General features: G+C 50.9%; 37 protein-coding genes. 7 read left to right on the forward strand and 30 right to left on the reverse strand.

Annotated elements, in window-relative coordinates:
- The 27 genes from rplO to acpP form a co-directional block, all read right to left on the reverse strand.
- Complete coding sequence (gene rplO, locus P9B68_RS02840) at positions 1–441, reverse strand: 50S ribosomal protein L15 (RefSeq protein ID WP_135657814.1); 441 nt, start codon at positions 439–441, stop codon at positions 1–3.
- A gap of 14 nt (positions 442–455) precedes the next feature.
- A complete protein-coding gene (rpmD, locus tag P9B68_RS02845; RefSeq protein WP_135657812.1) occupies positions 456–635 on the reverse strand; it encodes a 50S ribosomal protein L30 in 180 nt (59 codons plus the stop codon).
- Between the two features lie 15 nt (positions 636–650).
- On the reverse strand, positions 651–1148 hold the full coding sequence (rpsE, locus tag P9B68_RS02850) for a 30S ribosomal protein S5 (protein WP_135657810.1): 498 nt from the start codon (positions 1146–1148) through the stop codon (positions 651–653).
- Positions 1149–1163: 15 nt separating this feature from the next.
- On the reverse strand, positions 1164–1523 hold the full coding sequence (rplR, locus tag P9B68_RS02855) for a 50S ribosomal protein L18 (RefSeq protein ID WP_135657808.1): 360 nt from the start codon (positions 1521–1523) through the stop codon (positions 1164–1166).
- Between the two features lie 18 nt (positions 1524–1541).
- On the reverse strand, positions 1542–2090 hold the full coding sequence (gene rplF, locus P9B68_RS02860) for a 50S ribosomal protein L6 (protein ID WP_135657806.1): 549 nt from the start codon (positions 2088–2090) through the stop codon (positions 1542–1544).
- A gap of 15 nt (positions 2091–2105) precedes the next feature.
- Complete coding sequence (gene rpsH, locus P9B68_RS02865) at positions 2106–2504, reverse strand: 30S ribosomal protein S8 (protein WP_135657805.1); 399 nt, start codon at positions 2502–2504, stop codon at positions 2106–2108.
- Between the two features lie 23 nt (positions 2505–2527).
- A complete protein-coding gene (locus tag P9B68_RS02870; protein WP_135657803.1) occupies positions 2528–2713 on the reverse strand; it encodes a type Z 30S ribosomal protein S14 in 186 nt (61 codons plus the stop codon).
- Positions 2714–2725: 12 nt separating this feature from the next.
- Positions 2726–3265, reverse strand: a complete 540-nt coding sequence (gene rplE, locus P9B68_RS02875) for a 50S ribosomal protein L5 (protein WP_135657801.1) — start codon at positions 3263–3265, stop codon at positions 2726–2728.
- 16 nt (positions 3266–3281) lie between these two features.
- Positions 3282–3602, reverse strand: coding sequence for a 50S ribosomal protein L24 (gene rplX / locus P9B68_RS02880; protein ID WP_135657799.1), 321 nt, complete (start codon positions 3600–3602; stop codon positions 3282–3284).
- A gap of 16 nt (positions 3603–3618) precedes the next feature.
- Entirely contained in the window at positions 3619–3987 is a 369-nt protein-coding gene (gene rplN / locus P9B68_RS02885; protein WP_135657797.1) for a 50S ribosomal protein L14, read from the reverse strand.
- Positions 3988–4017: 30 nt separating this feature from the next.
- Positions 4018–4275 carry a 30S ribosomal protein S17 gene (rpsQ, locus tag P9B68_RS02890; RefSeq protein ID WP_135657795.1) on the reverse strand — a complete coding sequence of 86 codons (258 nt, stop codon included), beginning with the start codon at positions 4273–4275 and terminating at the stop codon, positions 4018–4020.
- Between the two features lie 19 nt (positions 4276–4294).
- On the reverse strand, positions 4295–4501 hold the full coding sequence (rpmC, locus tag P9B68_RS02895) for a 50S ribosomal protein L29 (RefSeq protein WP_135657793.1): 207 nt from the start codon (positions 4499–4501) through the stop codon (positions 4295–4297).
- Positions 4501–4926, reverse strand: a complete 426-nt coding sequence (rplP, locus tag P9B68_RS02900) for a 50S ribosomal protein L16 (RefSeq protein ID WP_135657791.1) — start codon at positions 4924–4926, stop codon at positions 4501–4503. Before rplP ends, rpmC begins: the two co-directional genes overlap by 1 nt.
- Positions 4926–5591, reverse strand: a complete 666-nt coding sequence (gene rpsC / locus P9B68_RS02905) for a 30S ribosomal protein S3 (RefSeq protein ID WP_135657789.1) — start codon at positions 5589–5591, stop codon at positions 4926–4928. The genes rplP and rpsC overlap by 1 nt, the downstream gene beginning before the upstream one ends.
- Before the next feature lie 20 nt (positions 5592–5611).
- The gene (gene rplV, locus P9B68_RS02910; protein WP_135657787.1) at positions 5612–5947 is read right to left on the reverse strand and encodes a 50S ribosomal protein L22; all 336 of its coding nucleotides are present in this window, start codon (positions 5945–5947) and stop codon (positions 5612–5614) included.
- A gap of 21 nt (positions 5948–5968) precedes the next feature.
- The gene (gene rpsS / locus P9B68_RS02915) at positions 5969–6250 is read right to left on the reverse strand and encodes a 30S ribosomal protein S19 (protein ID WP_135657785.1); all 282 of its coding nucleotides are present in this window, start codon (positions 6248–6250) and stop codon (positions 5969–5971) included.
- A gap of 26 nt (positions 6251–6276) precedes the next feature.
- Positions 6277–7110, reverse strand: coding sequence for a 50S ribosomal protein L2 (gene rplB / locus P9B68_RS02920; protein ID WP_135657783.1), 834 nt, complete (start codon positions 7108–7110; stop codon positions 6277–6279).
- Between the two features lie 79 nt (positions 7111–7189).
- A complete protein-coding gene (gene rplW, locus P9B68_RS02925; RefSeq protein ID WP_135657781.1) occupies positions 7190–7480 on the reverse strand; it encodes a 50S ribosomal protein L23 in 291 nt (96 codons plus the stop codon).
- Complete coding sequence (rplD, locus tag P9B68_RS02930) at positions 7480–8103, reverse strand: 50S ribosomal protein L4 (protein WP_135657779.1); 624 nt, start codon at positions 8101–8103, stop codon at positions 7480–7482. Before rplD ends, rplW begins: the two co-directional genes overlap by 1 nt.
- Positions 8104–8120: 17 nt before the next feature.
- Entirely contained in the window at positions 8121–8753 is a 633-nt protein-coding gene (rplC, locus tag P9B68_RS02935; protein ID WP_135657777.1) for a 50S ribosomal protein L3, read from the reverse strand.
- Between the two features lie 68 nt (positions 8754–8821).
- Positions 8822–9133: a 30S ribosomal protein S10 gene (rpsJ, locus tag P9B68_RS02940; RefSeq protein WP_135657775.1), complete on the reverse strand. Its 312-nt coding sequence runs from the start codon at positions 9131–9133 to the stop codon at positions 8822–8824.
- A 363-nt stretch (positions 9134–9496) separates the two neighbouring features.
- Positions 9497–9781, reverse strand: coding sequence for a hypothetical protein (locus tag P9B68_RS02945; RefSeq protein WP_277668431.1), 285 nt, complete (start codon positions 9779–9781; stop codon positions 9497–9499).
- Between the two features lie 352 nt (positions 9782–10133).
- A complete protein-coding gene (locus P9B68_RS02950) occupies positions 10134–11000 on the reverse strand; it encodes a polysaccharide deacetylase family protein (RefSeq protein WP_135657771.1) in 867 nt (288 codons plus the stop codon).
- A 462-nt stretch (positions 11001–11462) separates the two neighbouring features.
- A complete protein-coding gene (proS, locus tag P9B68_RS02955) occupies positions 11463–12899 on the reverse strand; it encodes a proline--tRNA ligase (protein WP_135657769.1) in 1437 nt (478 codons plus the stop codon).
- Between the two features lie 35 nt (positions 12900–12934).
- Positions 12935–13120, reverse strand: coding sequence for a hypothetical protein (locus P9B68_RS02960; protein ID WP_135657767.1), 186 nt, complete (start codon positions 13118–13120; stop codon positions 12935–12937).
- Positions 13121–14203 carry a sodium ion-translocating decarboxylase subunit beta gene (locus tag P9B68_RS02965; RefSeq protein ID WP_135658220.1) on the reverse strand — a complete coding sequence of 361 codons (1083 nt, stop codon included), beginning with the start codon at positions 14201–14203 and terminating at the stop codon, positions 13121–13123.
- Between the two features lie 290 nt (positions 14204–14493).
- The gene (gene acpP, locus P9B68_RS02970; RefSeq protein WP_135657765.1) at positions 14494–14721 is read right to left on the reverse strand and encodes an acyl carrier protein; all 228 of its coding nucleotides are present in this window, start codon (positions 14719–14721) and stop codon (positions 14494–14496) included.
- 222 nt (positions 14722–14943) lie between these two features.
- Here acpP and aroE point away from each other — a divergent pair, with 222 nt between their 5' ends.
- The gene (gene aroE / locus P9B68_RS02975; protein WP_135657763.1) at positions 14944–16302 is read left to right on the forward strand and encodes a shikimate dehydrogenase; all 1359 of its coding nucleotides are present in this window, start codon (positions 14944–14946) and stop codon (positions 16300–16302) included.
- A gap of 18 nt (positions 16303–16320) precedes the next feature.
- On the opposite strand, the gene P9B68_RS02980 is transcribed toward aroE, so the two are convergent.
- The gene (locus P9B68_RS02980) at positions 16321–17655 is read right to left on the reverse strand and encodes a sensor domain-containing diguanylate cyclase (RefSeq protein WP_277668432.1); all 1335 of its coding nucleotides are present in this window, start codon (positions 17653–17655) and stop codon (positions 16321–16323) included.
- A gap of 434 nt (positions 17656–18089) precedes the next feature.
- On the opposite strand from P9B68_RS02980, the gene aroF reads away from it, so the two are divergent.
- Genes aroF through pheA form a run of 6 tightly spaced genes read left to right on the forward strand, consistent with a single transcriptional unit; the run spans position 18090 to position 24496 of the window.
- Positions 18090–19115: a 3-deoxy-7-phosphoheptulonate synthase gene (gene aroF / locus P9B68_RS02985; RefSeq protein WP_135657759.1), complete on the forward strand. Its 1026-nt coding sequence runs from the start codon at positions 18090–18092 to the stop codon at positions 19113–19115.
- Between the two features lie 54 nt (positions 19116–19169).
- On the forward strand, positions 19170–20006 hold the full coding sequence (locus P9B68_RS02990) for a prephenate dehydrogenase (protein ID WP_135657757.1): 837 nt from the start codon (positions 19170–19172) through the stop codon (positions 20004–20006).
- The gene (gene aroB, locus P9B68_RS02995) at positions 20003–21061 is read left to right on the forward strand and encodes a 3-dehydroquinate synthase (protein WP_277668433.1); all 1059 of its coding nucleotides are present in this window, start codon (positions 20003–20005) and stop codon (positions 21059–21061) included. Before P9B68_RS02990 ends, aroB begins: the two co-directional genes overlap by 4 nt.
- On the forward strand, positions 21058–22299 hold the full coding sequence (gene aroA, locus P9B68_RS03000; protein WP_135657753.1) for a 3-phosphoshikimate 1-carboxyvinyltransferase: 1242 nt from the start codon (positions 21058–21060) through the stop codon (positions 22297–22299). The genes aroB and aroA overlap by 4 nt, the downstream gene beginning before the upstream one ends.
- Positions 22280–23356 carry a chorismate synthase gene (gene aroC, locus P9B68_RS03005; RefSeq protein WP_277668434.1) on the forward strand — a complete coding sequence of 359 codons (1077 nt, stop codon included), beginning with the start codon at positions 22280–22282 and terminating at the stop codon, positions 23354–23356. The genes aroA and aroC overlap by 20 nt, the downstream gene beginning before the upstream one ends.
- Before the next feature lie 15 nt (positions 23357–23371).
- On the forward strand, positions 23372–24496 hold the full coding sequence (gene pheA, locus P9B68_RS03010; RefSeq protein ID WP_135657749.1) for a prephenate dehydratase: 1125 nt from the start codon (positions 23372–23374) through the stop codon (positions 24494–24496).
- 20 nt (positions 24497–24516) lie between these two features.
- Here pheA and P9B68_RS03015 read toward each other — a convergent pair whose 3' ends face one another.
- A complete protein-coding gene (locus P9B68_RS03015) occupies positions 24517–24714 on the reverse strand; it encodes a hypothetical protein (protein ID WP_135657747.1) in 198 nt (65 codons plus the stop codon).
- 107 nt (positions 24715–24821) lie between these two features.
- A complete protein-coding gene (prmA, locus tag P9B68_RS03020) occupies positions 24822–25742 on the reverse strand; it encodes a 50S ribosomal protein L11 methyltransferase (RefSeq protein ID WP_135657745.1) in 921 nt (306 codons plus the stop codon).
- Between the last annotated feature and the right edge of the window lie 158 nt (positions 25743–25900).

A 25900-nucleotide genomic window follows, 5' to 3' on the forward strand; every position in this document is an offset into this window, starting at 1 on the left:
TTAGATCACCTCTGCCTTTCCACCCGCGGTCTCTATCTTTTGTTTTGCGGCCTCGGAGTAAGCAGTCACCTTCACTGTAAGTTTTTTCGTTAAATTCCCGTTTCCAAGAATTTTAATCCCATCGCAGCATGTTTTCACAATGCCAGAATCGATCAGCGCCTGTGTGTCGACCACAGCGCCGTCCTCGAATCGTTCGAGCGTGCCAACATTTACGGCTACAATATTTTTCGCGAAAATATTATTGAAACCTCTCTTCGGAATACGTCTCTGTAAAGGCATCTGTCCGCCTTCAAATCCAGGACGCATACCTCTGCCCGCTCTGGCCTTTTGACCTTTGTGGCCCTTGCCGGCAGTCTTTCCCTGACCTGAACCGTGTCCCCTGCCAATACGCTTCGGCTCCTTCTTAGAACCGGGTACTGCAGATAGTTCGTGCAACTTCATTTATTCGCACCTCCTTACGCTTTGCTTACCTCGATGAGGTGGATTATCTTTGCCACCTTGCCTTTGGTCTGCTCATTGTCGGGCTGTACCGAAGTGTCGCCTATCTTAAAAAGACCAAGAGCCTGGGCGGTTGCAATCTGGTCCTTTTTGCTGCCAATAAGACTTCTTACCAGCTTTACTTTAAGCTGTGCCATATTGCTCCCCCCTAATTATAAAATTTCTTTTACCGACTTGCCGCGTGTTGCAGCGACTTCCTCGGCTGTGCGCAGCTTGGACATACCGTCCAAAGTTGCTCTGACTACATTGCATGGATTATTGGAACGAAGGGCTTTTGTTCTAATATCCCTGATTCCGGCCGCTTCAACAACGGCACGAACCGGGCCGCCGGCAATAACGCCGGTACCGGGAGCGGCAGGCTTCATTAAAACTCTGCCTGCGCCGTAGGCGCCGATGATTTCGTGCGGGATTGTGGAGCCACGCATCGCAACCTTAATCAGATTCTTTTTCGCGTCTTCAATACCCTTGCGGATTGCGTCGGGAACTTCGCCCGCTTTACCGATTCCAAAGCCGACTGTACCGTTTCCATCGCCAACAACTACGAGCGCGGCAAACTTAAAGATACGGCCGCCTTTTACGGTCTTGGATACACGATTAATAGCAACTACATGTTCTTTCAGTTCCATAGTTGCTGCGTCAATTCTAGCCAAAAGTATTCCTCCTTCTTAGAACTTGAGGCCGCCCTCGCGGGCGCCTTCGGCCAGCTCTTTGACGCGGCCGTGGAAAATATAGCCGCCGCGGTCAAAAACGACCTCGGTGATGCCCTTTTCAGCGGCACGCTTCGCAATAAGCTTTCCAACTTTGCGTGCGGCTTCTTTGTTTCCGCCATTACCATTGAAATCCTTGTCCAGTGTGGAAGCTGCTGCTAAAGTAACTCCCTTAACATCGTCGATAATCTGGGCGTAGATATTGGTGGTAGAGCGAAATACATTCAGGCGCGGGCGTTCTGCTGTGCCCGAAATCTTTCCGCGCACCCTGCGGTGGCGGTTAAGCCTGGCCTTGTTTGTGTCAGCCTTATTCACCATTTGTTATTCACTCCTTACTTACTTCTTAGCGCCCTTACCGGCCTTGCCTTCCTTATGACGTACATATTCGCCGGTGTAGCGAATGCCCTTGCCCTTATACGGCTCCGGCGGACGTTTTTCACGTATCTCGGCAGCAAACTGACCGACCTGCTGTTTGTCAGGACCGCTGATTACGATTTTATTAGCAGACGGGCACTCAATGGTAATCCCATCGATTTCCGGAACAATCACCTGATGTGAATAACCAATATTCATCACAAGGTTCTTGCCCTGCTTCTGCACACGGTAGCCAACGCCCAAAACGTCGAGCTCCTTCTTGAAGCCTTCTGTTACGCCGATGACCATATTGTGGATCAGCGTGCGGGTAAGGCCGTGCAGGGATCTGTTTTCTTTTTCGTCGTTCGGGCGGGTCACGAGTATCTCGTTGCCCTCGACGGAAACATGCATATTCGGATGGACCTTCTGGGTCAGTGTACCCTTCGGCCCTTTTACCGTTATGACGTTGTCGTCAACCTTAACGGTGACGCCAGCGGGAATATTTATGGGTTTTCTTCCAATTCGCGACATTACTGCACCCCCTTGTTACCAGATAAAAGCGAGGACTTCGCCCCCGATGTGCTCTTTACGGGCCTGACGGTCTGTCATAATGCCCTTTGAAGTAGAAATGATGGCGATGCCAAGCCCCTTCATAACCTTTGGCAGATCCTCTGCATTGGAATAAATGCGAAGGCCTGGCTTACTGACTCTGCGCAGGCCGTTAATGGCGGGAGCTTTATTCTCGCCATACTTGAGATTTACTTTAATAATGCCCTGCTTGCCGTCCTCTGTAACCGTATAACTCTTCACATAACCCTCGTCAACAAGAATCTGCACAATGGCTTTTTTCATGTTGGAAGCGGGAATGTCAACCGAATCGTGCTTTGCAGAATTTGCATTGCGAATACGGGTGAGCAAATCAGCAATCGTATCTGTAATCTGCATACCGTTACCTCCTTTGCTAAGCTTTACCAGCTGGCCTTTTTCACGCCAGGAATCTCACCCTTGTAGGCAAGCTCCCTGAAGCATATACGGCATATTCCGAACTTGCGAAGGTAGGCATGCGGCCTGCCGCAGATCTTGCATCTGTTATATTCGCGGGAAGGGTATTTCGCCGTCCTGCGCTGTTTGACCTTCATAGAAGTTTTGGCCACAATTTTCCCTCCTTATTTCGCAAACGGGGCGCCCATGAGCGTTAAGAGCTCTCTGGATTCCTCGTCGGTTTTCGCGGTTGTTACGAAACAAATATCCATTCCGCGGACCTTGTCGATTTTATCATAATCAATCTCAGGGAAAATCAGCTGTTCTTTAATGCCCATGTTGTAATTTCCACGGCCATCGAAGGAGTTCGCGTTGATTCCTCTGAAGTCTCTTACGCGCGGAAGCGCTACGTTAAAGAGACGGTCGATAAACTCGTACATTCTGTCGCCCCTGAGCGTTACCTTAACGCCGATATTCATGCCCTCGCGGAGCTTGAAGTTCGCAACCGATTTCTTTGCTTTGCAAACCATCGGCTTTTGGCCGGTAATGGCGGCGAGGTCATTGGAAATGGCGTCAATTACCTTTGCGTTATCTTTCGCTTCGCCGGCGCCTACGTTAATGACGACTTTCTCGAGCTTCGGAATCTGCATAACGCTCTTGTATGAAAACTTCTTCATCAAAGCAGGTGCGACTTCTTTTTGGTAATATTCCTTAAGTCTTGCCATGACGTTTTATCCTCCCTTACAGCGCTTCGCCGCATTTTTTGCAAATGCGTTCCTTGGTGCCGTCTTCATAAATCTTATGGGCGACACGCGTGGGTTTGCCGCAGCGAGGGCAAACGATCTGAACCTTGCAGGCGTACATAGCGCCTTCCGCCTTAACAATGCCGCCCTGTTCACCCATCTTGCGGGGCTTTACATGTTTTGAAACCATGTTGCGGCCCTCAATGATGACCTTACCCTCTTTCGGGCTGACGGCGATAATCTTACCTTGCTTGCCGCGGTCCTTGCCGTTTAATATGACGACGGTGTCTCCCGTTTTTACATGAACTTTATTATTCATTAGTGAGCACCTCCCATCACAGAACTTCCGGGGCAAGACTCAAAATTTTAAGATAGTCTTTGTCACGCAGTTCTCTGGCTACAGGCCCGAAAATACGTGTTCCCCTCGGATTCTTATCGTCTTTGATGAGGACAGCCGCATTTTCGTCAAAGCGGATATATGTTCCATCATCACGGCGTACGCCGAAAGCAGTGCGGACAATGACTGCCTTAACAACTTCGCCTTTTTTAACTGTGCCGCCCGGAGTCGCTTTTTTAACAGAAGCGACAACTACGTCACCTATATTGGCATACCTTCTGCCGGTGCCGCCAAGAACGCGGATGCACATAAGCTGCTTCGCGCCGGTGTTGTCGGCAACGTTAAGGTAAGTCTGCTGTTGTATCACAGTGCGTTCCTCCTTTGCATAAAGCCAAAATTATTTGGCTTTCTCTATAATCTCGACGAGACGCCATCTTTTTTCCTTGCTTAACGGACGGGTCTCCATCACACGCACGCGGTCACCGATATTGCATTCATTATTTTCATCATGTGCTTTCAGCTTCACGGTACGCTTGATAATCTTTTTATAAAGCGGATGCTTAACGCTGTCTTCGATCGCAACAACGATCGTTTTATCCATCTTGTTGCTGGAGACCTTGCCAACCGCTGTTTTTCTAATATTCCTATCGCTCACAGATTAATCCTCCCTTCCGTTACGCATTCGCGCTGTCCTTGATCTCGATCTCACGCAAAACGGTTTTGACGCGGGCGATATCCTTTTTCACAGCGGAGATACGCATCGGGTTATCGAGCTGATTAATGGCAAGTTGGAAACGCAGGTTGAAAAGCTCGGCCTTGAGGTCCTTCAGCTTGCTTTCAAGCTCTGCGATTGTTAATTCTCTGACTTCTGAGGCCTTCATTACTGCTCACCACCCGTTTCTTCCTTCTTAACAAACTTGCACTTAATCGGCAGTTTGTTGGACGCCAGACGTAAAGCTTCTCTTGCAGTTTCTTCCGAAACACCGCCAACTTCAAACATGACTCTGCCCGGCTTAACAACTGCTACCCAGTATTCCGGGGATCCTTTACCGGAACCCATTCGAGTTTCTGCCGGCTTCTGGGTAATCGGCTTGTCTGGGAATATCTTGATCCAAACCTGACCAAATCTCTTGCAGTAACGTGTCATAGCAACACGAGCTGCTTCTATCTGATTCGAGGTAATCCATGCCGGCTCCAAAGCCTGAAGGCCATAATCGCCGTAGGTTACCTTGTTCCCGCGGTAGCATTTGCCGGTCATACGGCCACGATGCACTCTGCGGTATTTTACACGCTTAGGCAACAGCATTATTTACTGCCTCCTTCCTTGCGAGGCTTACGGTTGTCTTGAAGAACCTCTCCTTTGTAAATCCAAACCTTAACACCAATACGGCCGTAGGTTGTCGCAGCCTCTGCAAAGCCATAGTCAATGTCTGCACGGATGGTCTGAAGCGGAATCGTACCGTCATGGTACTGTTCGCGTCTTGCGATTTCCGCACCGCCCAAACGGCCGGACACCTGGGTTTTTATACCCTTTGCGCCAAGCTTCATGGCGCGGCCGATGCACTGCTTCATAGCGCGGCGGAAAGAAATTCTTTTTTCCAGCTGCTGTGCAATATTCTCAGCAACGAGCTGAGCGTTCAAATCAGGGGACTTAACCTCTACGATATTGATCGTAACCGGCTTCTTGAGGAAGCTCTCGCACTGAACACGAAGCTTCTCGATCTCTGAACCGCCCCTGCCAATAACCATACCTGGTTTTGCGCAATGGATATGAACGCGAACCTTGGAAGCGTCACGTTCAATTTCAATTTTCGGAACGCCCGCGGCATACAGCTGCTTCTTCAGCATTTTGCGAAGATTGTAGTCTTCAACGAGGGTATCGCCGAACACGTTTTCCTTCGCGAACCAACGGGAATCCCAATCCTTAATTACGCCCACACGAAACCCGTGGGGATTTATTTTCTGGCCCATAGTTTACCTCCTCTTCTGCCTTATTCTTTTTCCTTGAGCACGAGGGTTACGTGCGAAGATTTTTTCTCAATTCTATACGCGCGACCCTGCGCTCTTGGACGAATGCGCTTGAGGATCGGGCCCGGACTTACGAAGCATTCCGCAACGTAAAGTCTGGAAACATCCATATTGTGGTTATTCTCAGCATTTGCGATGGCCGACTTCAATAACTTTATCAGGTATTCGCTGGCGGCCTTCGGTGTATTCCTGAGGATAGCCATAGCAACGTCCGCCGGCTTGTTACGGATTAAATCAAGCACAATCTGGACTTTGCGGGGTGAAATACGGGCGTACTTTAAATAAGCCCTTGCTTCCATGCTATACACTCCTTTCGGCCGTTATTTGCTCGGCGATGTCGTTTTTGAACCGGAATGTCCCTTAAAGGTTCTGGTCGGGGCAAACTCACCGAGTTTGTGTCCAACCATATCCTCTGTGATGTAAACCGGAACATGCTTGCGGCCGTCGTGAACCGCAATTGTATGGCCAACGAAATCCGGGAAAATCATGGAAGCTCTGCTCCATGTCTTAATGATCTTCTTTTCGCCGGCCGCGTTCATTTCTTGAATCCTTTTAAGCAGCACAGGCTGAACATAAGGACCCTTTTTTATGCTTCTGCCCATAGTTCATAAGCTCCTTTCTGTACGCCTTATTTGCCGTTTCTACGCTTGACGATAAATTTATCGGAGCGATGGTGGTGAGCGCGCGTCTTATAGCCGAGTGCCGGTTTGCCCCAGGGAGTAACAGGTCCCGGCCGACCGATCGGTGCTTTGCCCTCGCCGCCGCCGTGCGGGTGGTCGTTCGGGTTCATAACAGAACCGCGGACCGTCGGTCTCCATCCCATGTGGCGTTTACGTCCTGCTTTACCGATCTTTACGTTCTCGTGGTCAACATTGCTGACCTGGCCGATTGTCGCCATGCAGCTGGCCTGCACGTTGCGAAGCTCGCCGGAAGGAAGCCTTAACAGCGCCATTCCGTTTTCTTTCGCCATCAGCTGGGCCATGTTGCCGGCCGCGCGGGCAAGCTGTGCGCCCTTACCCGGGTAAAGCTCTACATTGTGGATAAAGGTACCGACCGGGATATTTTCAAGCGGAAGCGCGTTGCCCGGCTTGATATCCGCTCCGGCACCGGATACGACCACATCGCCGACCTTCAGGCCGTTCGGAGCGATGATGTATCTTTTCTCGCCGTCCTCATACTGCACAAGTGCAATGAAGGCGGAACGGTTCGGGTCGTACTCAATGGTTTGAACAGTACCCGGCGCGTCAAACTTCTGACGCTTAAAGTCAATAATACGATATTTTCTGCGGTTTCCGCCACCGCGGTGACGAACCGTGATCCTACCGTAGCTGTTGCGCCCGGATTTGTTATTCAGCGGAGCCAGCAGGCTCTTTTCCGGCTTAACCTTTGAAAGCTGGGAATAATCCGTAACGGACATATTGCGCCTTGAAGCCGTGGTAGGTTTAAAGTTAATAATAGGCATTCGATTTCACACTCCTCATGATGGCTTTGCGGGGAAATGCCAGTTCCCCATCCTTGCCTCTGCGTTCCTTCGGCAGAGTTTACATCATGCCTTCAAAAAACTCGATTGTCTTGCTGTCTTCGGTAAGGGTAACGACTGCTTTTTTCCATGAAGGAGTATAGCCTTCGTTTCTGCCTTGGCGGCGCAGATGACCGCGCACATGCAGGGTGTTTACTTTTCTTACCTTTACGCCGAAAAGCGATTCAACCGCTCTTGCGATATCGATTTTTGTGGCATCCTTTGCTACTTCAAAGGTGTACTTCTTCATGCCAATACCGGCCATGCTTTTTTCCGTAATAATCGGGCGAATTACGATGTCCTGTGCTGTCATTATGCATACACCTCCTCAATTTGGGCTACGGCATCTTTGAGCACAATGAACTTGTCTGCATTTAAGATGTCGTAGACATTCAAGGTGTTGGCCATAGCCGTCTTTACTCCGGGAATATTGGCTGCCGAAGCGATAACCTTTTCGTTCACCTCAGGGAGAACGATGAGCGCTTTTTTCTCGGAGCCGATCGCCTTGAGCATTGTTGCGATTGTCTTTGTCTTATATTCGTCAAGCGTGATCTTGTCGAGCACGATCAGATCGTTGTCGATTACCTTGCTTGAAAGAGCCGACTTCATTGCAAGACGCTTTACCTTTTTATTTAAAGAATAGCTGTAGTCACGCGGCTTCGGAGCAAAAACGATACCGCCGTGCGTCCACTGCGGTGCACGAGTGGAACCCTGTCTTGCGTGACCGGTGCCTTTTTGCCTCCACGGCTTTCTGCCGCCGCCCGATACCTCGGCGCGGGTCAGCGCCGACTGCGTGCCCTGACGCTGGTTTGCAAGATAGTTTACAACCATATCGTGCAAAACCTTTGTGTTAGGTTCAATTCCGAATACAGCCTCGGAAAGATCGATCTTTTCGACTTCCTTACCGGCCATATCAAGTACTGCTACTTTAGGCATTCCAATTCCTCCTTCCCTTACGCCTTAACGCTGTCATGGATTACTACGATTCCGCCCTTGGGGCCGGGAACTGCGCCCTTGATAGCAATCAGGTTGTTTTCCGCATCTACTTTTACAACGGTCAGATTCTGAACCGTAACTCTTTCCGCGCCCAGATGACCGGCCATCTTCTGCCCCGGAAATACTCTTGAGGGATCCGAGCAGCAACCGTTGGAACCGCCGTGGCGGGCAACAGGACCAGAACCGTGGCTCTCTTTCAGTCTTTGGAAATTCCAGCGCTTAATAACGCCGGCGTATCCCTTACCCTTGCTGGTAGCGGTAACGTCAACCTTGTCGCCTACCGCAAAGGTGTCCGCTTTAATGAGGTCGCCCACGTTGAAAGCGTCCGTGTTTTCCACTCTGAATTCTCTTAGTGTTTTCTTGGGAGCGACATCCGCTTTTTCAAAATGCCCTTTCATGGGCTTTTTGACTTTGTGCGGCTTTAAATCGCCGTAGCCCATCTGAATGGCCGCGTAACCGTCATTTTCAACCGTTTTCTTCTGTGCAACAACACAGGGACCGGCTTCCACAACTGTTACGGGGATGACATTTCCCTGTTCGTCGAAAATCTGCGTCATGCCGATTTTCTTGCCGATAATACCTTTTTGCATTATTTTACCTCCTATGCAGGTTATTGGTTGGCATCTGCCAACATGACCCCGGCCGCAGGTTGGTTAAATTAGAGCTTAATCTCTATTTCAACGCCAGCGGGGAGTTCCAGACCCATCAAAGCCTCTACGGTTTTGTTGGAAGGTCTGAGAATGTCGATAAGCCTTTTGTGTGTTCTCATCTCGAATTGCTCACGGCTGTCCTTGTACTTGTGAACAGCACGCAGGATCGTGATGATCTGCTTTTCCGTCGGGAGCGGGACCGGACCGGAAACCCGTGCACCCGTGCGCTTCGCTGTCTGTACAATCTTGTCAGCCGACTGATCAACCAACTGATGATCGTAACCCTTGATTCTTATCCTGATTTTCTCTTTGACTGCCACTATGAATCGCCTCCTTATTGTAGTTGGCGGGCGGCGTTTTTTAAAACCTAACACCGTGCCGGGTGTTCCCTCTTAGCACATTGAAAAACCGGATTGACTTTTTCAAGTTAATCCGGGTGCTGGCATAAAAAACGTCTGAGCACAACAGGAAACAGGCATAAAACACCTCGTCCCATCGCACGCTCAAAGTTATCTGTCGCCCGGTTTAAAATCGGACATACTCCACGGAAAAACCGGCATGTTTCAGCCGCAACCTCCCGCTTCATCGCATATCTGTCGCAGTCGTGCTTAATTATAATACCATATCAGAGCCTTATATGCAAGACTTTTTTCTGCTTTCTGAAAAGAAATTTCAAATAAATTTTATGGTCTGCCACGGGGCTTTCCCCTTTGCCGCGAACGCAGGAGCAAAACGCTGCTAAGCTTTGCAATCGTGCTGAAAAAACGGATTTTGCAATCCCGCGCGACCAATGGGAAATGCCACTTTACGGCAAAACAAGCGAATGGACGGTCATCTTTTTCCACCGCACCGACAATGCCGGTTTCGCTGGGCTTTACGGAAGACAGGCATCCCCTTTTCCGCATTACCCTGCCTGCGGTTGCCAGTATTCCGGAAAGAAGTAGGATTCCTGTGAGAAGCTTTCTCATAATTTCCCTCCGCTTTCCATTGTTTCCAGTATTTACTGGAATATTCCCTGTCGATTATCTTAACTAAAAAAAGAACTGCAGCGGGAAGGAGAGCCGCGACAGCACCCACTCCACTAAAAGCTTCCCTCTTATACATAATATAGAGTGAGGCAGGACTGCCGGCAACTCCAATCGCGCCGCAGGAAACAAAGGATCGTAAACCCACGGGGCTTTTTGCCAAGCCCCATTTGAATGGTTCCTATACAGATTGCAAGAACAAAAGCCTCTCCTTTGTCCATTGCATTGCTCCGCATCCAGCTATTTTCTACTTAAAAGTATGGCATGGGGAGCGGCAAGACAGAGAAGTTATTCTTTATTTAAAATTTTTCCAAATTTCATTGTTCGTCATATACGGTTTCATCTGCTCATACGTCAGAACCAGTTTGATTAACCGCTGGTCCGGTTTGTTAACCTGCAGGCCGAATCCAACACCGTACTTTGAGAAATAGACAGCACCGGAATCCAATGCAGACTTAATCACATCGGCGGTAATGTATGGCGCAACATCCCCGCTGAGCTGGCCTCTTACGCTCTCCAGCGTCTTGCAGAGCGCGTCGTTTTTCACAATTAAATCGTTGGTGCTTAGAACGGTTCCCGTGTTCAGGTTAATATTGACTACGCGGAGGGTGCGGGTCGGCTTTGCTTTCGGGGTCGAAACCTTAACATATTCATTGAAACCGATGCTGATAAAATTCTTGCCTTCGTAAGCAACCTCGCCGCTAACCCTGACCGTTGTCTTGTTTTTCTTCTTGCTGGTTCCCATGGAATTGATCGTCTTCATCGCAGTACTTTTTATTGTTGCATTGATTTTATCCACGTTTGGAATTTTGCCGGACAGTACCGGGTAGGTAGCGGTAAAAGCATTATTGTCATTCTTATAGCTATAGCTTTCCTCTTTTACGGTATAGGTTCCTTTATTCAGATTTGCTACCGCTTTGGAATTCGCTGTTTTCGGCTGGTCAATCTTTGCAATTTCCTCGGACGCCACCTTTTTCTGATCCGAATTGGATGACGCTGCGGGTACGGACGCCAAAGACGACGCAGGATTGGAAGCCTCCTTACCGGATACCACAGCACCGGAAGCCGTTTCATTCTGCGTAGGCGATACCTGTCCTCCTTTACATGCGGACATGGAAACAACCATTGTAAGTGCTAAAATAAGCGCATATAATTTTTTCATTTCTCTCACTCCTTAATGAAGAATTTCCAGTTTTTTGATAATACTTCTGCCAACGTTTTTTTATGGTAACACATCCGATTTGAAAATGCAATTTACAAAACCGTTATGGTTATGACAAGGAAGAAAGAAAAATGTTACTATTCCGCTAAATTCTTTTACATTATTTTCCAAATTGCACAAAGATATTCAACAAGCTATGCTTAATCCGTTGAAATAACGAATGGTTCGCGCATATTATAAATAAATTGTAAAATTTCAGAACGGCATTTCTTAAAATCCGGCACCACCACCTGAGCTATATGCCCATTGATGTTTTCGCCCTGCAGAGTGAATTCATTCTCTTTCGGACAGCTAAGCTGACTGATCGGATACTGAAGATAAGAGAGGGAAAAAAGGTTACATACCATTTATAAACTTAGAAAAAAGGCCGGATGACGTCCGGCCTTTTGATCTATCTGAAATTTAATATGCTTTGCCCCAGTAAACCATGGTCTTTGCGGGTTTTCCGCAGCAAACGCAGGTATCGCCGATATGCTCCTGTTCAAACGGCATGCAGCGAGAAGAAACGCCCGCAACTTCCTTCAGCTTTTCTTCACAGGCTAAATCGCCGCACCACATCGCTTTGACAAAGCCCGGTTTGCTGTCCGCAATTTTCTTGAACTCTTCAAGCGTTTTCGCGGAATAGGTCATGCTCTCGCGGCGGGCGAGCGCCTTTTCATACATTCCCTTGCGCACTTGCTCAAGCTGTTCGGCCACAGCCTGCTCCAGCTGGTCAAGCGGCACAAAAATCTTCTGCCGGTCATGGCGGCGAACCAGAACGCACTGGTTCTTTTCAATATCCTTCGGTCCGATTTCTAAGCGAAGCGGAACGCCCTTCATTTCATACTGGGCAAATTTCCAGCCCGGCGACTGATCGGAATCGTCCACGCGCACGCGGAACGCCTTTTTCAACCGCTTGCGCAGTTCCTGTGCCTTGTCAAGCACACCCGGCTTATGCTGGGCGACCGGCACGATGATGACCTGTATCGGCGCGACAGCAGGCGGAAGCACCAGCCCATCGTTGTCCCCGTGCGTCATAATGATCCCGCCGATAATGCGGGTGCTCATGCCCCAGGAGGTCTGGAACGGATGGCAGATGGAATTGTCCCTGCCCTGGAAGGTAACGTTGAATGCCTTTGCAAAGCCGTCGCCGAAATAATGGCTGGTTCCGGACTGTAAGGCCTTGCCGTCGTGCATCATCGCTTCGATTGTATATGTCGCAACGGCGCCGGAAAATTTCTCCTTATCGGTCTTGCGGCCCTTGATTACCGGTATGCCCAGCTCGTTTTCGCAAAAATCGGCATATACCCCGAGCATCCGCTGGGTTTCCTCCTCCGCCTCTTGGGCGGTTTCGTGCATCGTGTGGCCTTCCTGCCAGTGGAACTCCACCGAACGCAGGAACGGGCGCGTTGTTTTTTCCCAGCGTACAACCGAGCACCACTGATTGTAGAGCTTCGGCAAATCGCGCCAGGAGTGGATGACCTTCGCGTAATGGTCACAGAACAGGGTTTCGGAGGTGGGGCGCACGCACAGTCTTTCCTGCAGCTTTTCATTGCCACCCATTGTAATCCACGCAACCTCCGGCGCAAAACCTTCCACATGCTCCTTTTCCTTGTTCAGAAGGCTTTCCGGAATAAACATCGGCATGGAGACATTCTCATGACCCAGTTCCTTGAAACGTTGATCCAGAATATGCTGGATATTTTCCCAAATTGCCCAGCCGTACGGCTCGATGACCATGCAGCCGCGCACGCTGGTGTAATCCATCAGCTCGGCTTTTTTTACAATATCCGTATACCATTTGGCGAAGTCCTCCTCCATGGGAGTAATCGCTTCTACCATTTTTTTCTGTTCGGCCATAACAAAACTACCTCTCTATATCTCACACGCCGTTATCATTCGTCGTTCTTTTCTTTTGTCGTATTATTCAAAATAATGGTTACCAGATAGATGAGAAGCATAACGATAAAAATGCCAAGCATTCCCAAACCCATCAGGCGAAAGGATTTCCCTATATCCTCATTTGTAACATTTCCCAGCAAGCTGGTAAACGCAACCGTAAGCAAATTGAAATTCAGCATTTACATCATCCCCCACTTTCTTGCAAGAGAAAGGATAATTCCTCCCGCAACAACGGAGCCGATCTGTCCCGCAACATTCGCGCCGACCGCATGCATCAGAAGGTGATTCTGGTTATCCTCTTTCAGAGCCATTTTCTGGATCACCCTTGCGGACATGGGGAAAGCAGAAATTCCGGCGCCGCCGATCATCGGGTTGATTTTCTTATCCGCAGGGAGGAACAGGTTCAGGATTTTCGCAAAGACAACGCCGCCGATGGTATCGAACACGAATGCAAAAAGACCCAGCGCCATTACCATCAGGGTTCCAACCGTGAGGAACTTGTCCGCCTGCATCTGAAACGCAATGGTGATTCCCAAAAAGATGGTGATCAGGTTTGCAAGCGGGCCCTGCGCCGTCTGGGACAGGCTTTCCAGCTTGCCACACTCGCGGATAAGATTTCCGAACATTAAAAAGCCGACCAAGGAAACCGAATCCGGTGCGATCATCCCCGCAACCAGCGTAACAATGATGGGGAACAGGATTTTCGTTGTTTTGGAAACCGCTTTTGGATTGTACGGCATGCGGATCATGCGTTCACGCTTGGTTGTGACAAGCCGGATTGCAGCCGGCTGGATAATCGGAACCAAGGCCATATAGGAATAGGCGGCAACCGCTATCGCGCCCATGTATCCGCTTTTCAGCACCTGGGAAACAAGGATGGACGTCGGGCCGTCCGCCGCACCGATCACGCCGGCGCTCATTGCGTCCTTCAGCGGGAATCCCAGCAGGACGGCAAGCACAACCGTCAAAAAAATACCGAACTGCGCCGCGCCGCCGAACAGGAGCATCCGGGGGTTGGAAAGCAGCGGGCCGAAATCGATCATCGCGCCGATGCCGACAAAAAGGATCAGCGGAAACGCTTCGGAGGAGGCAATCCCCTTCTGGAAAAGCCACTGTACAATTCCGTTTTCCCCGACCACGCCGGGAAGCGGCAGATTGACCAGTATCGCGCCGAATCCCATCGGCAGGAGCAGAGCCGGCTCAAAGTCCTTTTTAATGGCAAGCCAGATCAAAAGGCCGCCGATCAGCCACATTGCCAGCATTTTGGGGTTTGCCAGCATGTACATCACGCCGTCGGTTAAAAAGCTGAATTCACTCAACGATTTTACGCCCCTTTTATAATCATCTTTTTTCTTAACAAACTATTCATATATTATAAAGGAAAGAAAGTCCTTTTTCAAGTAAAAATGCCAGAAAACGCAGAAAAGCAGTCGCAAGATTCCCCCTGGCTATTCCGCGGGTACTTCCCATGCGGGCAAGCTCCGTTTTACCGAACGCAGAACAATAAAAAATCCGCCATGCTTAGGCACAGCGGATTTGAAAAAAATGCAAATCAAACATTGTCTTCAATGTACTTTACGAGTTCGCCGACAGTTTTAATGTTATCGATCTCTTCATCAGGAACTTCAATTTCGAACTCGTCTTCAATTGACATTAAAAGGTCAACGACATCCAAGGAATCGGCGCCTAAATCGTCAGCAATGCTCGTATCGGGAGTAATTGTATCCTCCTCCACGTCGAATTGTTCGCTGAGAATCGCCTTTACCTTCTCGAATACCATGTTTCACCCTCCTTTTCTGGCATTTTGAATTATCGGCTCGCGGATAACGTATCATTTATTGTGGCATTGTGGACAACACTCTTTCATATGTGCTACAATTTCCACAGAAAAAGCCATGAAATCGCTCCGGTCACGAATTCTCTAACCACATATTATTAGCAAACTATGACTTTGTCAATATATTTCCAGATTTTTTATTTTGAAAATGAGGGGAACTAGAAAATGCTTGAAAACACCTATGCTGTCATCGGCCATCCAATTGCCCACACAATGTCGCCATTTATTCACGCCCGCCTTTTTTCTCTAAACTCAATACAGGCCGAATACGGCATTCTGGATATTCCGCCGGAGAACCTTGCTAAACGGATGGATACGTTGCGCAGCCTTCGCGGCTTCAACATAACCATTCCCCACAAGCAAGCAATTATTCCGCTGCTGGACGGACTGGATTCGAAATCCGTATTTTACCATTCGGTAAATACCGTGCAAAACCGGAACGGCCACCTTACCGGCTTTACAACCGACGGAACGGGATTTTGCAAAGCGCTTGAAGCCGGAGGCGCAAAGCTGGACGGGCGTACCGTAATTCTCGGCGCAGGCGGTGCCGGGCGCGTAATGGCGTTTGAAGCAGCAATGTGCGGCGGAACCGTAACGATCGCCGTGCGCCCGCACGGAATCGAATCCGCACGGCAGCTTTGTGCCGATATCCAAAGCAAGGTAAAAAACGCAAAGGCCGATTTCTGCCTGTTGGACGAAATTCGCGGAGAAATGGATTTGCTTGCGAACGCCACACCAGTCGGTATGTATCCCAACACGGAAGCGCGCCCGGTTTCGGAAGAAATCATTCGAAATGCAGCCTGCGTTTTTGACGCGGTTTACAACCCAAATGAAACCCTGCTTTTAAGAACCGCGCGCAAAAACGGCGTGCGCGCCATCGGCGGAATCAGCATGCTGGTCTGGCAAGCCGCCGCCGCGCAGGAAATCTGGTATGGCGCAAAGTTTCGGAATGAAGATATCGAAACGCTGTGTGCGGACGCTGTCTTTGAAATGAAAAAGACATTCGGCAACCTTGTCCTCTGTGGCTTTATGGGCAGCGGCAAGACCACAGTTGGAAATCTCCTTGCGCGGAAATCCGGGCGAACCTTTGTCGATATGGATCAATATATCGAACAGGAACAGGGCGTTTGCATTTCGGAGTTATTCGCTTCGAAAGGCGAAGCGGAGTTTCGAAAGCTTGAACGGGAAGCCGCAAAGGGGCTTGGGCAGAAAAGCGGGCTGGTCATCGCAACCGGCGGCGGCGCGCTGTTGGACCCGGAAAACACAGAAGAATTAAAGCGGAACGGCGTCGTCCTTTTTCTGGACGCTTCCCTGGAACGCATTCGGGAGCGGCTTGCGGGCGACCTAACGCGCCCGCTGCTTTCCGGACCGGAGCCTGAAGAAAAAATGTGCCGGCTTTACCGGGAACGTTTCGAGCGGTACCGTGCGGCCGCAGACATAAAAATTCCGGCGGACGCGCCCGCCGATGAAGTTGCGGAACAAATCCTCCGGTTATTAAAAAACCCGCTTACTCCTTCCGAATAAGCGGGAATCCATTTTGGCTTACTGCTCAATATCCGAATAGGTGCAACAGGAATTTTTCCCGTTGTGCTTTACCGCATACATAGCGGCGTCGGCCTTTTGAAACAGTTCGTGGTAATCCCTTCCATCCTTCGGATAAATCGAAACGCCGATGCTCCCGGAAATCTGGAATTTCGCATTCCGTTCCGAACGGATACTGCGGAATACCCTCTGCAAAAGCTCTGCTTTCCGTTTGATATCCATGGTCGATATGTTTTTAAGGAATACAACGAATTCATCGCCGCCAATCCGGCCGATAATATCGTCCCCGCGGAACTGGCTTTTCAGTTTGGCAGACACCTCTTCAATCACTTCGTCGCCAAGCAGATGCCCCAGATGGTCGTTTATATCCTTAAAATTATCAATATCAATCAGGAACAGCGCATGCTGGTCTTCCCCACCGCTTCCACAAATTGCTTCGTCAATCAGCCGGGACGTGGTCACATGGTTGTACAGCCCGCTGAGCAAATCACGCTCCGCCCTTTCCTTCAGGCGTAGATTTTCCCTTTTCTGGCTGTCAATATCGATAAAGAACACAATCATTCTGGAAAGCTCGCCCTTTTCGTCGCGAATGATTGTACTTCGAACCCGGTACCACCGGTAATTCCCGTGCACATCCATAAACCGGTAATCGGGGTTTTTCTGCTTCTCCCCATGCATAAAGCGGTACATATCGTCTACCAGCCTTTGCCTGTCCTCCTCGAAAACGATATTGGAATGGCACAGGCTGTCCAGCAAGCCATCCGTGCTAAATCCGGTACCGAACCTGTCCCGAAAAGGGTGGGAATAATAAATCTCCTGCGTCTTAAAATTGTAGTCCATAATCGGATCCGCCGCCTGCTCCATAATAATGCGGTAGCGTTCCTCGCTCGCGGCAAGCTCCCGTTTCGCTTTACGGATAATTTCGAATTGCTCGCGCTCTTTATTGAGCAGCCTTCTTTTGACCGTTATATCTTGTATAACGCCGCACAACAATTCCGAACCATCTTCTTCAACTAAAAGGCGCAAACTGCAGTTTACCCAGATGTGATGCCCATTCTTTTTAATAAGTTTCAGCTCGACTAGCGCATTGCCATCCCTTGAAAGGTTCCGCACAAAATCTTGACGGTCGTAGTGCTGATCCGCGCTTAACACGCGGTTCGGTTCCTGTCCGTTTAACGCCGTTATTTCACCTTCTCGATATCCAAGCATTTCATAAAAGGGGCTGCTTGCATAAACGATTGTAAGTGCATCGTCATTCTTACAACATAGAATTCCCGCGCCCAGAGAATTAATAATTTTTCTTAGGTCGAATTCTCCTGCTAATTTTTTCGGCATTGGCACCCCCTCTTTCGTCTACAAATAGTTATGACACATCCGCCTTAGTGTCTAATATTGTATCAAAAATGCACCATAAAATCAATCATGTAAATCTATTTTTCGTACAACTTTGAACAATATTCACTTTTCGAGAAAAATCGATATTTTCTATTTTCCCTTGACAGCCCATGCAATCTGTATTATGATACATAGCAAGAATTACAAAGGAGCTTCACAATGCGTTCTGCGACAAGCACAAAACGATTTATAGCTTACGGTTATCCCCGCTATTTTATGGCGTGGGATTTTTGTGCATGCCTAAAAACGGACTGTGAGCTTTTGTGCGAAGGTATATAGCCTTACCCCGACAGGCTTATATTTTAGCGGAGCTGACAGCAGCTCCGCTCTTTTTTTATCATTTTCCACTATATAATTGCAAGGAGGAATAAAATATGATTATTGTATTAAAGCCAGGATGCACGCCGGAGCAGGTAAAAGATTTTACAAATACGCTTACCAATGAGTATAGCATAAAGGTCAATACCTGGGTAGGTACGCAAAGTACGGTTCTTGGGCTGATCGGCGATACATCGGCAATCGATATCGACTATATTTCGGCACAGGATTTTGTAGAAAGCGTTAAGCGGGTACAGGAGCCCTACAAAAAATCCAACCGCAAATTCCACCCGGACGACACCGTCATCACCCTGCCCGACGGGCAAAAGATCGGCGGGGGCGGGCTGGCGCTGATTGCCGGCCCCTGTTCCGTTGAAAGCAAGGAGCAGATCTGTGACATTGCCCGGCGGGTCAAGGCTGCGGGCGCGCAGTTCCTGCGCGGCGGCGCGTTCAAGCCAAGAACCTCCCCCTATGCCTTCCAGGGGCTGAAGGCCGAAGGGCTGGAACTTTTAAAAGAAGCCAAAAAGGAAACCGGCCTTCCGATCGTTACGGAAATCATGAGCGCCAACCATATCGACATGTTTTTGGAAAACGGCGTGGATATTATTCAGGTCGGCGCGCGGAATATGCAGAATTTTGATCTGCTGAAGGAACTGGGGAAAGTCAAAACGCCCATTCTCTTAAAGCGGGGGCTGTCCAGCACGATTGAAGAGCTTTTAATGAGTGCGGAATACATTTTGGCCGGGGGCAACGAACAGGTCATCCTCTGCGAACGCGGCATCCGTACCTATGAAACCTACACAAGGAACACGCTGGATATTTCCGCCATCCCGATCCTGAAAAAGCTTTCCCATCTTCCTGTTGTGGTCGACCCAAGCCACGCGGGCGGAATTGCATGGCTGGTGGAGCCACTCGCGCTTGCGGCGGTTGCAGCCGGAGCGGACGGTCTGATTATCGAGGTGCACAACAATCCGGCAAAGGCACTTTCCGACGGCGCGCAGTCGCTGACCCCGGACCAGTTCGACAAGGCAGCGGAACATCTCCGCGCCGCGGCAAAAGCCTTTGGAAGAAATGTAGAATAGCCTGTAAATATTTGCTATAATATAGAAAATATCTGCGACGAAAGGTATCCCATCATGAACCGAAAAATTGTAATTGTCGGGCTGGGCCTGATCGGGGGTTCCCTTGCAAAGGCTTTTCAAAAGTACACACAATGCCAAATTGCCGGAATTGACCGCAATCCGGACGTCTTAAAAGCTGCACTGGAATGCGGCGCAATTGACAAAATTGCCAGCGAAGCGGATATCCAGGAAGCGGATGTCCTCTACCTTTGCCTGTATCCCCAGGCGGACATCGATTTCGCCGCCGCGCACGCCCATCTGATTCCACCGCACTGCGTCGTAACCGACACCTGCGGAATCAAAGCGGAAATCTGTGCGCATCTGCCCCGCATCGCGCGGGAACATGGCTTTGCCTTCGTAGGCGGACACCCGATGGCAGGCAAGGAACAAAGCGGATTCACGTCAAGCGACGCGGATCTGTTTCTGGACGCCAGCTACATTCTCGTTCCCTGCGACGCGCCGCAGCAGGCGGTCGGCCTGCTGAAAGAAATCGCCAAGGCGCTCCGCTTCGGCGGAACCGTAGAAGCCACCCCCGAAAAGCACGACCGGATGATCGCGTTTACCAGCCAGCTTCCCCATGTGCTCGCCTGCGCTTATGTGATGAGCCCCAGCTGCCCGGAGCACAACGGCTTTTCCGCGGGGAGCTATCGCGACGTTTCGCGTGTGGCGAATATTAACGAAGCGTTATGGGCGGAGCTGTTCATCGACAACCGGGAAGCACTTATGGAAGAATTGGATATTTTGATTGCCAATATAACCATGCTGAAAGATGCTGTTTCGAAAAAGGATGCCGAAGCGCTTCGCGCCCTTCTGTGCAAAAGCAGACAGATAAAGGAGATGCTTGGAGAATGAAGGAACTGACCGTTAATACTTCCAAAAGCTACAAAATCCAAATCGAACGCGGTTGCCTCGGCAAAACCGGAAAGCTTGCGGAACGGCTTTTCAAGCCGGGCGCAAAAGCTGTTCTGGTAAGCGACAGCAATGTACTTCCGCTTTATGGCGAACGCGTGAAGCAGTCGCTGGAAGCCGCCGGCTTCTCCGTGCACACGTTTGCTTTTCCGGCAGGGGAAGAAAGCAAACAGCTTTCCTGCATCGCGCAAATCTACTCGGAGTGCGCCAAACACAGGCTGACCCGCAGTGATTTCCTCGTCGCGCTGGGCGGCGGCGTAACCGGCGACATGACGGGCTTTGCCGCCGCGACCTATCTGCGCGGCATCCCCTTTATCCAGATACCAACCTCCCTTCTGGCGCAGATTGACTCATCGGTCGGCGGCAAAACGGCGGTCGACCTCCCGCAGGGAAAAAATCTGGTCGGAGCGTTTCATCAGCCCTGTCTGGTTTTAATTGACCCAGACACGCTTGAAACCCTTCCGCAGCGTTTCCTTTCCGACGGAATGGCGGAAGCGATTAAGTACGGCTGCATAAAAAGCCGCGAACTGTTCGATATGATCTATAAAGAGGATATCCGTCAAAACATGGAAGAACTGATTTACCGCTGTGTGGATATCAAACGCGAAATCGTGCAGCGGGACGAATTCGACACCGGCGAACGTATGCTTTTGAACTTCGGCCACACCTTCGGCCACGCGCTGGAAAAGCTGTATGGATTTTCCAAGCTGTCCCACGGGGAAGCGGTCGGAATCGGCATGGTCATGATGGCAAAATGCGGCGAAAGCATGGGCATCACAAAGCCCGGAACGACGAATGAAATCATCGCGGCGTTACGGAAATTCCAGCTTCCCACAAGCGATCCCATGCCGATTGACCAGATTCTTTCCGCAACGGCGTTTGACAAGAAAAACAGCGGCGGCATGATCGGGCTGATTCTATTGAAACAAATCGGCGAGGGGTTTGTGGACCGGATTTACCGCGACCGCCTGGCGGAACTGACAGAGGTGCTGCAATGAGCGACGTGAGAATTGAGCCTTCGGTTTTAAGCGGGAGCATCCTCGTGCCGCCCTCTAAAAGCGCGGCGCACCGGGCGGTTATCTGTTCGGCGCTGGCAGGCGGCGGCAATCTCTTTGAGGACGGGGTAGAATATCTGAGCAACGATATCCGGGCCACCATCCGCGCAATGAAAACCCTTCTCAGCGGAACTGACGGAACCCCCGTGCAAGTTTACTGCGGGGAATCCGGTTCCACCCTGCGCTTTCTGATTCCGGTCGCGGCGGCGCTCGGAATTCCGGCTATGTTTACGGGCGAAGGCCGTCTTCCGCAGCGTCCGATCGGCGTCTATCTTGACTGCCTGCCCCAGCATGGCGTAAAATGTGAAACGGCAGGGGGGCTGCCGCTGGCAATTCACGGAAAGCTCACCCCGGGGAAATTCATCCTGCCGGGCAACGTGAGTTCCCAGTTTATTACGGGCTTGCTGCTCGCGCTCCCGGTTTTGGACGGCGGCAGCGAAATCAGACTTTCCACGCCGTTGGAAAGCGCCGGCTACGTTGATATGACGATTGATATTTTAAAGGATTTCGGAATAAAAATCGAAGCCGAGGAAAACGGGTGGATAGTTCCGGGGAACCAGTCCTACAGCGTACCCCCTTATAAACCTTATAAAGTAGAACGGGACTGGTCTCAGGCAGCCTTTTTCCTGGCGGCGGGAACGCTCGGCGGAAAAATCCGGCTGGAAGGGCTGAATCCGGATTCCCGGCAGGGCGACCGCGCGGCAGAAATGCTTTTCCGCTCTTTCGGCGCGGATATTGCATGGGAGGGAAAGCAACTAACCGTTACGCCCAAGAAACGAAACGGCATAGAAATCGACGCAGCCCAGATTCCCGACCTTGTCCCGGTTCTGGCGGCGACCGCCGCGCTGTGCCGGGGGCAAACAAGAATCTATAACGCGCAGCGCCTGCGCATCAAGGAAAGCGACCGTCTGGCGGCCATGGCCGACGGGCTGACCCGCCTTGGCGGGAAGGTGAAGGAAACAGAGGACGGCCTTCTGATTGACGGCGTGAAGACGCTTCACGGCGGCGAGGTCAACGGCTGCAACGACCACCGCATTGTCATGGCTTTTGCAATCGCCGCTTTGAAAGCGGACGGGTGCGTGACGATCCACGACGCGCAAAGCGTCCGCAAAAGCTACCCGGACTTTTTCGAGGACTATAACCGGCTGGGAGGGAAAGCGTATGTCGTCCGCATGGGGTGAAAAAATAAAGGTATCCATTTTCGGCGAAAGCCACGGCGCCGCTATCGGTGCGGTGCTCGACGGGCTGCCGGCGGGCGAAGAGCTTGATTTTGAAGCCGTCGCCCTGCAAATGAGCCGCCGCGCGCCGGGAAAGGATCCGGCAGCAACGCCGCGCAGGGAAAGCGACCTGCCTAAAATTGTAAGCGGCGTTTTAAACGGCAGAACCACCGGCGCGCCGCTGTGTGCACTAATTGAAAACACGAATACAAAATCCGGCGATTATGAGTATTTACAGCGCGTCCCGCGCCCGGGGCACGCGGATTACCCTGCGTTCCTGCGTTACGGCGGTTTTAACGACATGCGCGGCGGCGGGCATTTCTCCGGCCGTCTGACAGCTCCGCTTGTTTTCGCGGGCGCCGTATGCCGCCAGATTTTACAGCGCCGGGGCATCGCAATCGGCTCACACGTCCTTTTTGTGGCGGATTGCAGGGATACCCCCTTTTCCCCGACGGACATCCCTGAGGATTTGCTCCAACGGCTTGCTTCCGTCCCGTTCCCCGTCATTGACCGGGAGGCGGAACAAAAAATGCGGAACACAATTGAAAAAGCCCGGATGGCACAGGACAGCGTGGGCGGCGTGGTCGAATGCGCGCTGACCGGCGTTCCCGCGGGGATCGGCGGCCCGCTGTTCGGTGGAATTGAACCGGTCTTTTCATCCATCCTGTTCGGCATTCCCGCTGTTAAGGGCGTGGAGTTCGGCGCGGGCTTCGGCGCGGCGGAGCTGTACGGTAGCCAAAACAACGACGCATACTACTTCGACGGCGGCACGGTAAAAGCCCGGACCAACAACGCGGGCGGAATCCTTGGCGGAATTACAACCGGTATGCCGATTGTGTTCCGCGCGGCGTTCAAGCCTACGCCGTCCATTGCACGGGAGCAGGACAGCGTCGATCTGAAAACGAAAGAAAACGCAAAACTCCGTGTTCACGGAAGGCATGATCCCTGCATCGTTTCGCGGGCCGCGCCCGTTGTGGAGGCCGCGGCGGCGATTGCGCTCATAAACCTGATGACTTTATAAATCGAGGTAATAAGGATGACACTAGAAGAAATTCGCAAAGAAATCGATCAAATAGACGAAGCCCTTCTGCCTCTTTTTTTGAAACGGATGGAATGCGCCAAAGCGGTGGCGGTCATCAAAAAGGAAACCGGCCAGCCGGTACTGAACGCAGAACGGGAACAGGCTATTCTGAACCGCATTGGGAGCAGGGCGGGCGAGTTTGGCGGCGAAGCCCGTATGCTGTATGCGAATATGATGGACATGAGCCGCTCGCTGCAACACAGCCTGCTCGGCAGCGGGCAGGAGCTGCGCGCCGCCATCCGGGACGCGGGCGTAAAGCCGGAAAAAGCTGAGAAAATCGCCTGCCTTGGTGAAATCGGCTCCTATTCCCACGAAGCACTTCTGCAGCTTTACCCGCATACGTTCCCTCTGTTTTACCAGGATTTCGGCGGCATTTTCGCCGCTGTGGAAAGCGGCGAAGCGGATTTGGGGCTGCTGCCGGTCGAAAATTCCTCTGCCGGCTCCGTCGGCGAGGTCTACGACCTGATTTTGCAGTACCGGTACAGCATTATCGCCGCAACGACCCTGCTTGTGCGGCATTGCATGGCATCCGCTAAGAAAGTGGACCCCCGCAGCATCCGTACGGTATATTCCCACCCGCAGGCACTTTCCCAGTGCTCCGTATATATTGAAAAGAACGATCTGCATGCCTTGCCGTGTTCCAGCACAGCCGCGGCGGCACAGATGATCGCCCAGCGGCAGGAGGCCGGAATTGCCGCGATTTGTTCCGAGCATGCGGCGAAGCAGTATAAGCTCCATATCGTTCAAAACGATATTCAGAATACTTCCAACAACCGCACGCGGTTCATCGTGATCAGCCGCCGCCTGTACATTCCCGACGGCGCGCAGAAAATCAGCCTTTGCTTTTCCCTTCCGCACAAGACCGGTTCGCTTTACAGCGTATTGGCACGTTTTGCGGCGGCGGGGCTGAATCTGACAAAAATCGAAAGCCGCCCGATTGCGGAAAGGAATTTCGAGTACGATTTTTACCTTGATTTCACCGGAAATGTACATGAAGAGCGCACGTTGAACCTTCTCTGCGCGCTGAATGACGAGCTTCCGCGCTTCTCTTTCTTAGGGAACTATACGGAAAACGAATAAATAAAAGGACCGGGCTATTTTCAAGCCGGGTCCTTTTCTGTTTGCCCGCCAGACACCGCCAGCCGGACCTTTTTCTGTTTTACGCGCGATTCCCGCTTGCAGTAAGGCGGATACCGCTTGTGCTTTTCGTGGTGGGCCATACACTCGGGACATTTTCCATGGCGTTCGCAGTATATTTTTACGCAATTACAGGTTCCCCTTCCATTTTCCAAAACCATAATGATTTTCTCCGCTTTCTCCCTCCGGATTCGAACTATCAGAAGAGGGAATAGGTCGTAATTCCTTTTTATGAATCGTATCCCAAAACGGCGTATATAGGGTCATATCAGTTCTTTAGTTTTGCCGCGAGGGCGATCCAGCCCTTCTCCGTTTTGCGGCGGATAACCTCAAATTTCGACGAAAGGGCGGCAAGAACATCTTTCTCGCGGGTATCGATAATCCCGCTCATCAAGTACACCGAATCCGGATACAGGAACTGCTCGATATCCTTTGTTAAAAGGAGGATGACATCCGCAACAATATTGGCGACGACGATATGGTACTGCCCGCTGACCTGTTCGGTCAAATCGCCGCACACGCCGGTAAAACGTTCATGAACATGGTTAATTTCCGCATTCTGCACAGCGGTCTTTACGGCAATCGGGTCAATATCCACCCCGACGGCGCTTTTTGCCCCAAGAAGCAGCGCGGCGACCGAAAGGATTCCGCTGCCGCAGCCGACATCCAGCACGTCACAGCCCGGTTTTACCGTTTCCTCCAGCAGTTCCATACACAGGCGGGTCGTTTCGTGGGTCCCGGTGCCAAACGCGAGCCCCGGTTCCAGGTGCAGCACCGTGCGATCCCCTGCCTCGTATTCCTCCTCCCAAGTCGGGCGGATCAAAAGCTTTTCGCCAACCTTAATGGGCTTGAAATATTTCTTCCAGTTGTTAATCCAATCCTCCTCCGCACAGGCGGATGTATCGATTGTATGCCGAATGCCTTCGGCGTTGTAGCGTTCGCTTAAGAACGCAATGGCTTCCGCCGGATTTTCCTCCGGGCTGATGTACACATGCACCAGCGCCTTGGAGCGGTCCTTTTTCAAAAGCTCCTCGTCAATCAGGTCAATGTGGGCGATCTCCCGCACTTCTTCGTCCAGGTGGGAGTAATCCTCAATATAAATGCCATAGGGAACGACCATCTGGGCAATGTCCCCCGCTGTATCGATATTTTCCGCATCCACGGTAATCCGAATTTCCGTCCAATCCATATGTTTCCTCCAAAAATCACTCTTAATGCAATTTCGTCCTAACCCTCTGCGGGCAGTGGGAACAACTTACTTTCCGATTTTAAAATTGCTGTATTTAATTATACACTGTATCAAATAAAAGTTATAGACTTATTTTGCCCTTCGCGCGAATACATTTG

It is taken from the genome of Caproiciproducens galactitolivorans (assembly GCF_029266045.1).
Taxonomy (GTDB): domain Bacteria; phylum Bacillota; class Clostridia; order Oscillospirales; family Acutalibacteraceae; genus Caproiciproducens; species Caproiciproducens galactitolivorans.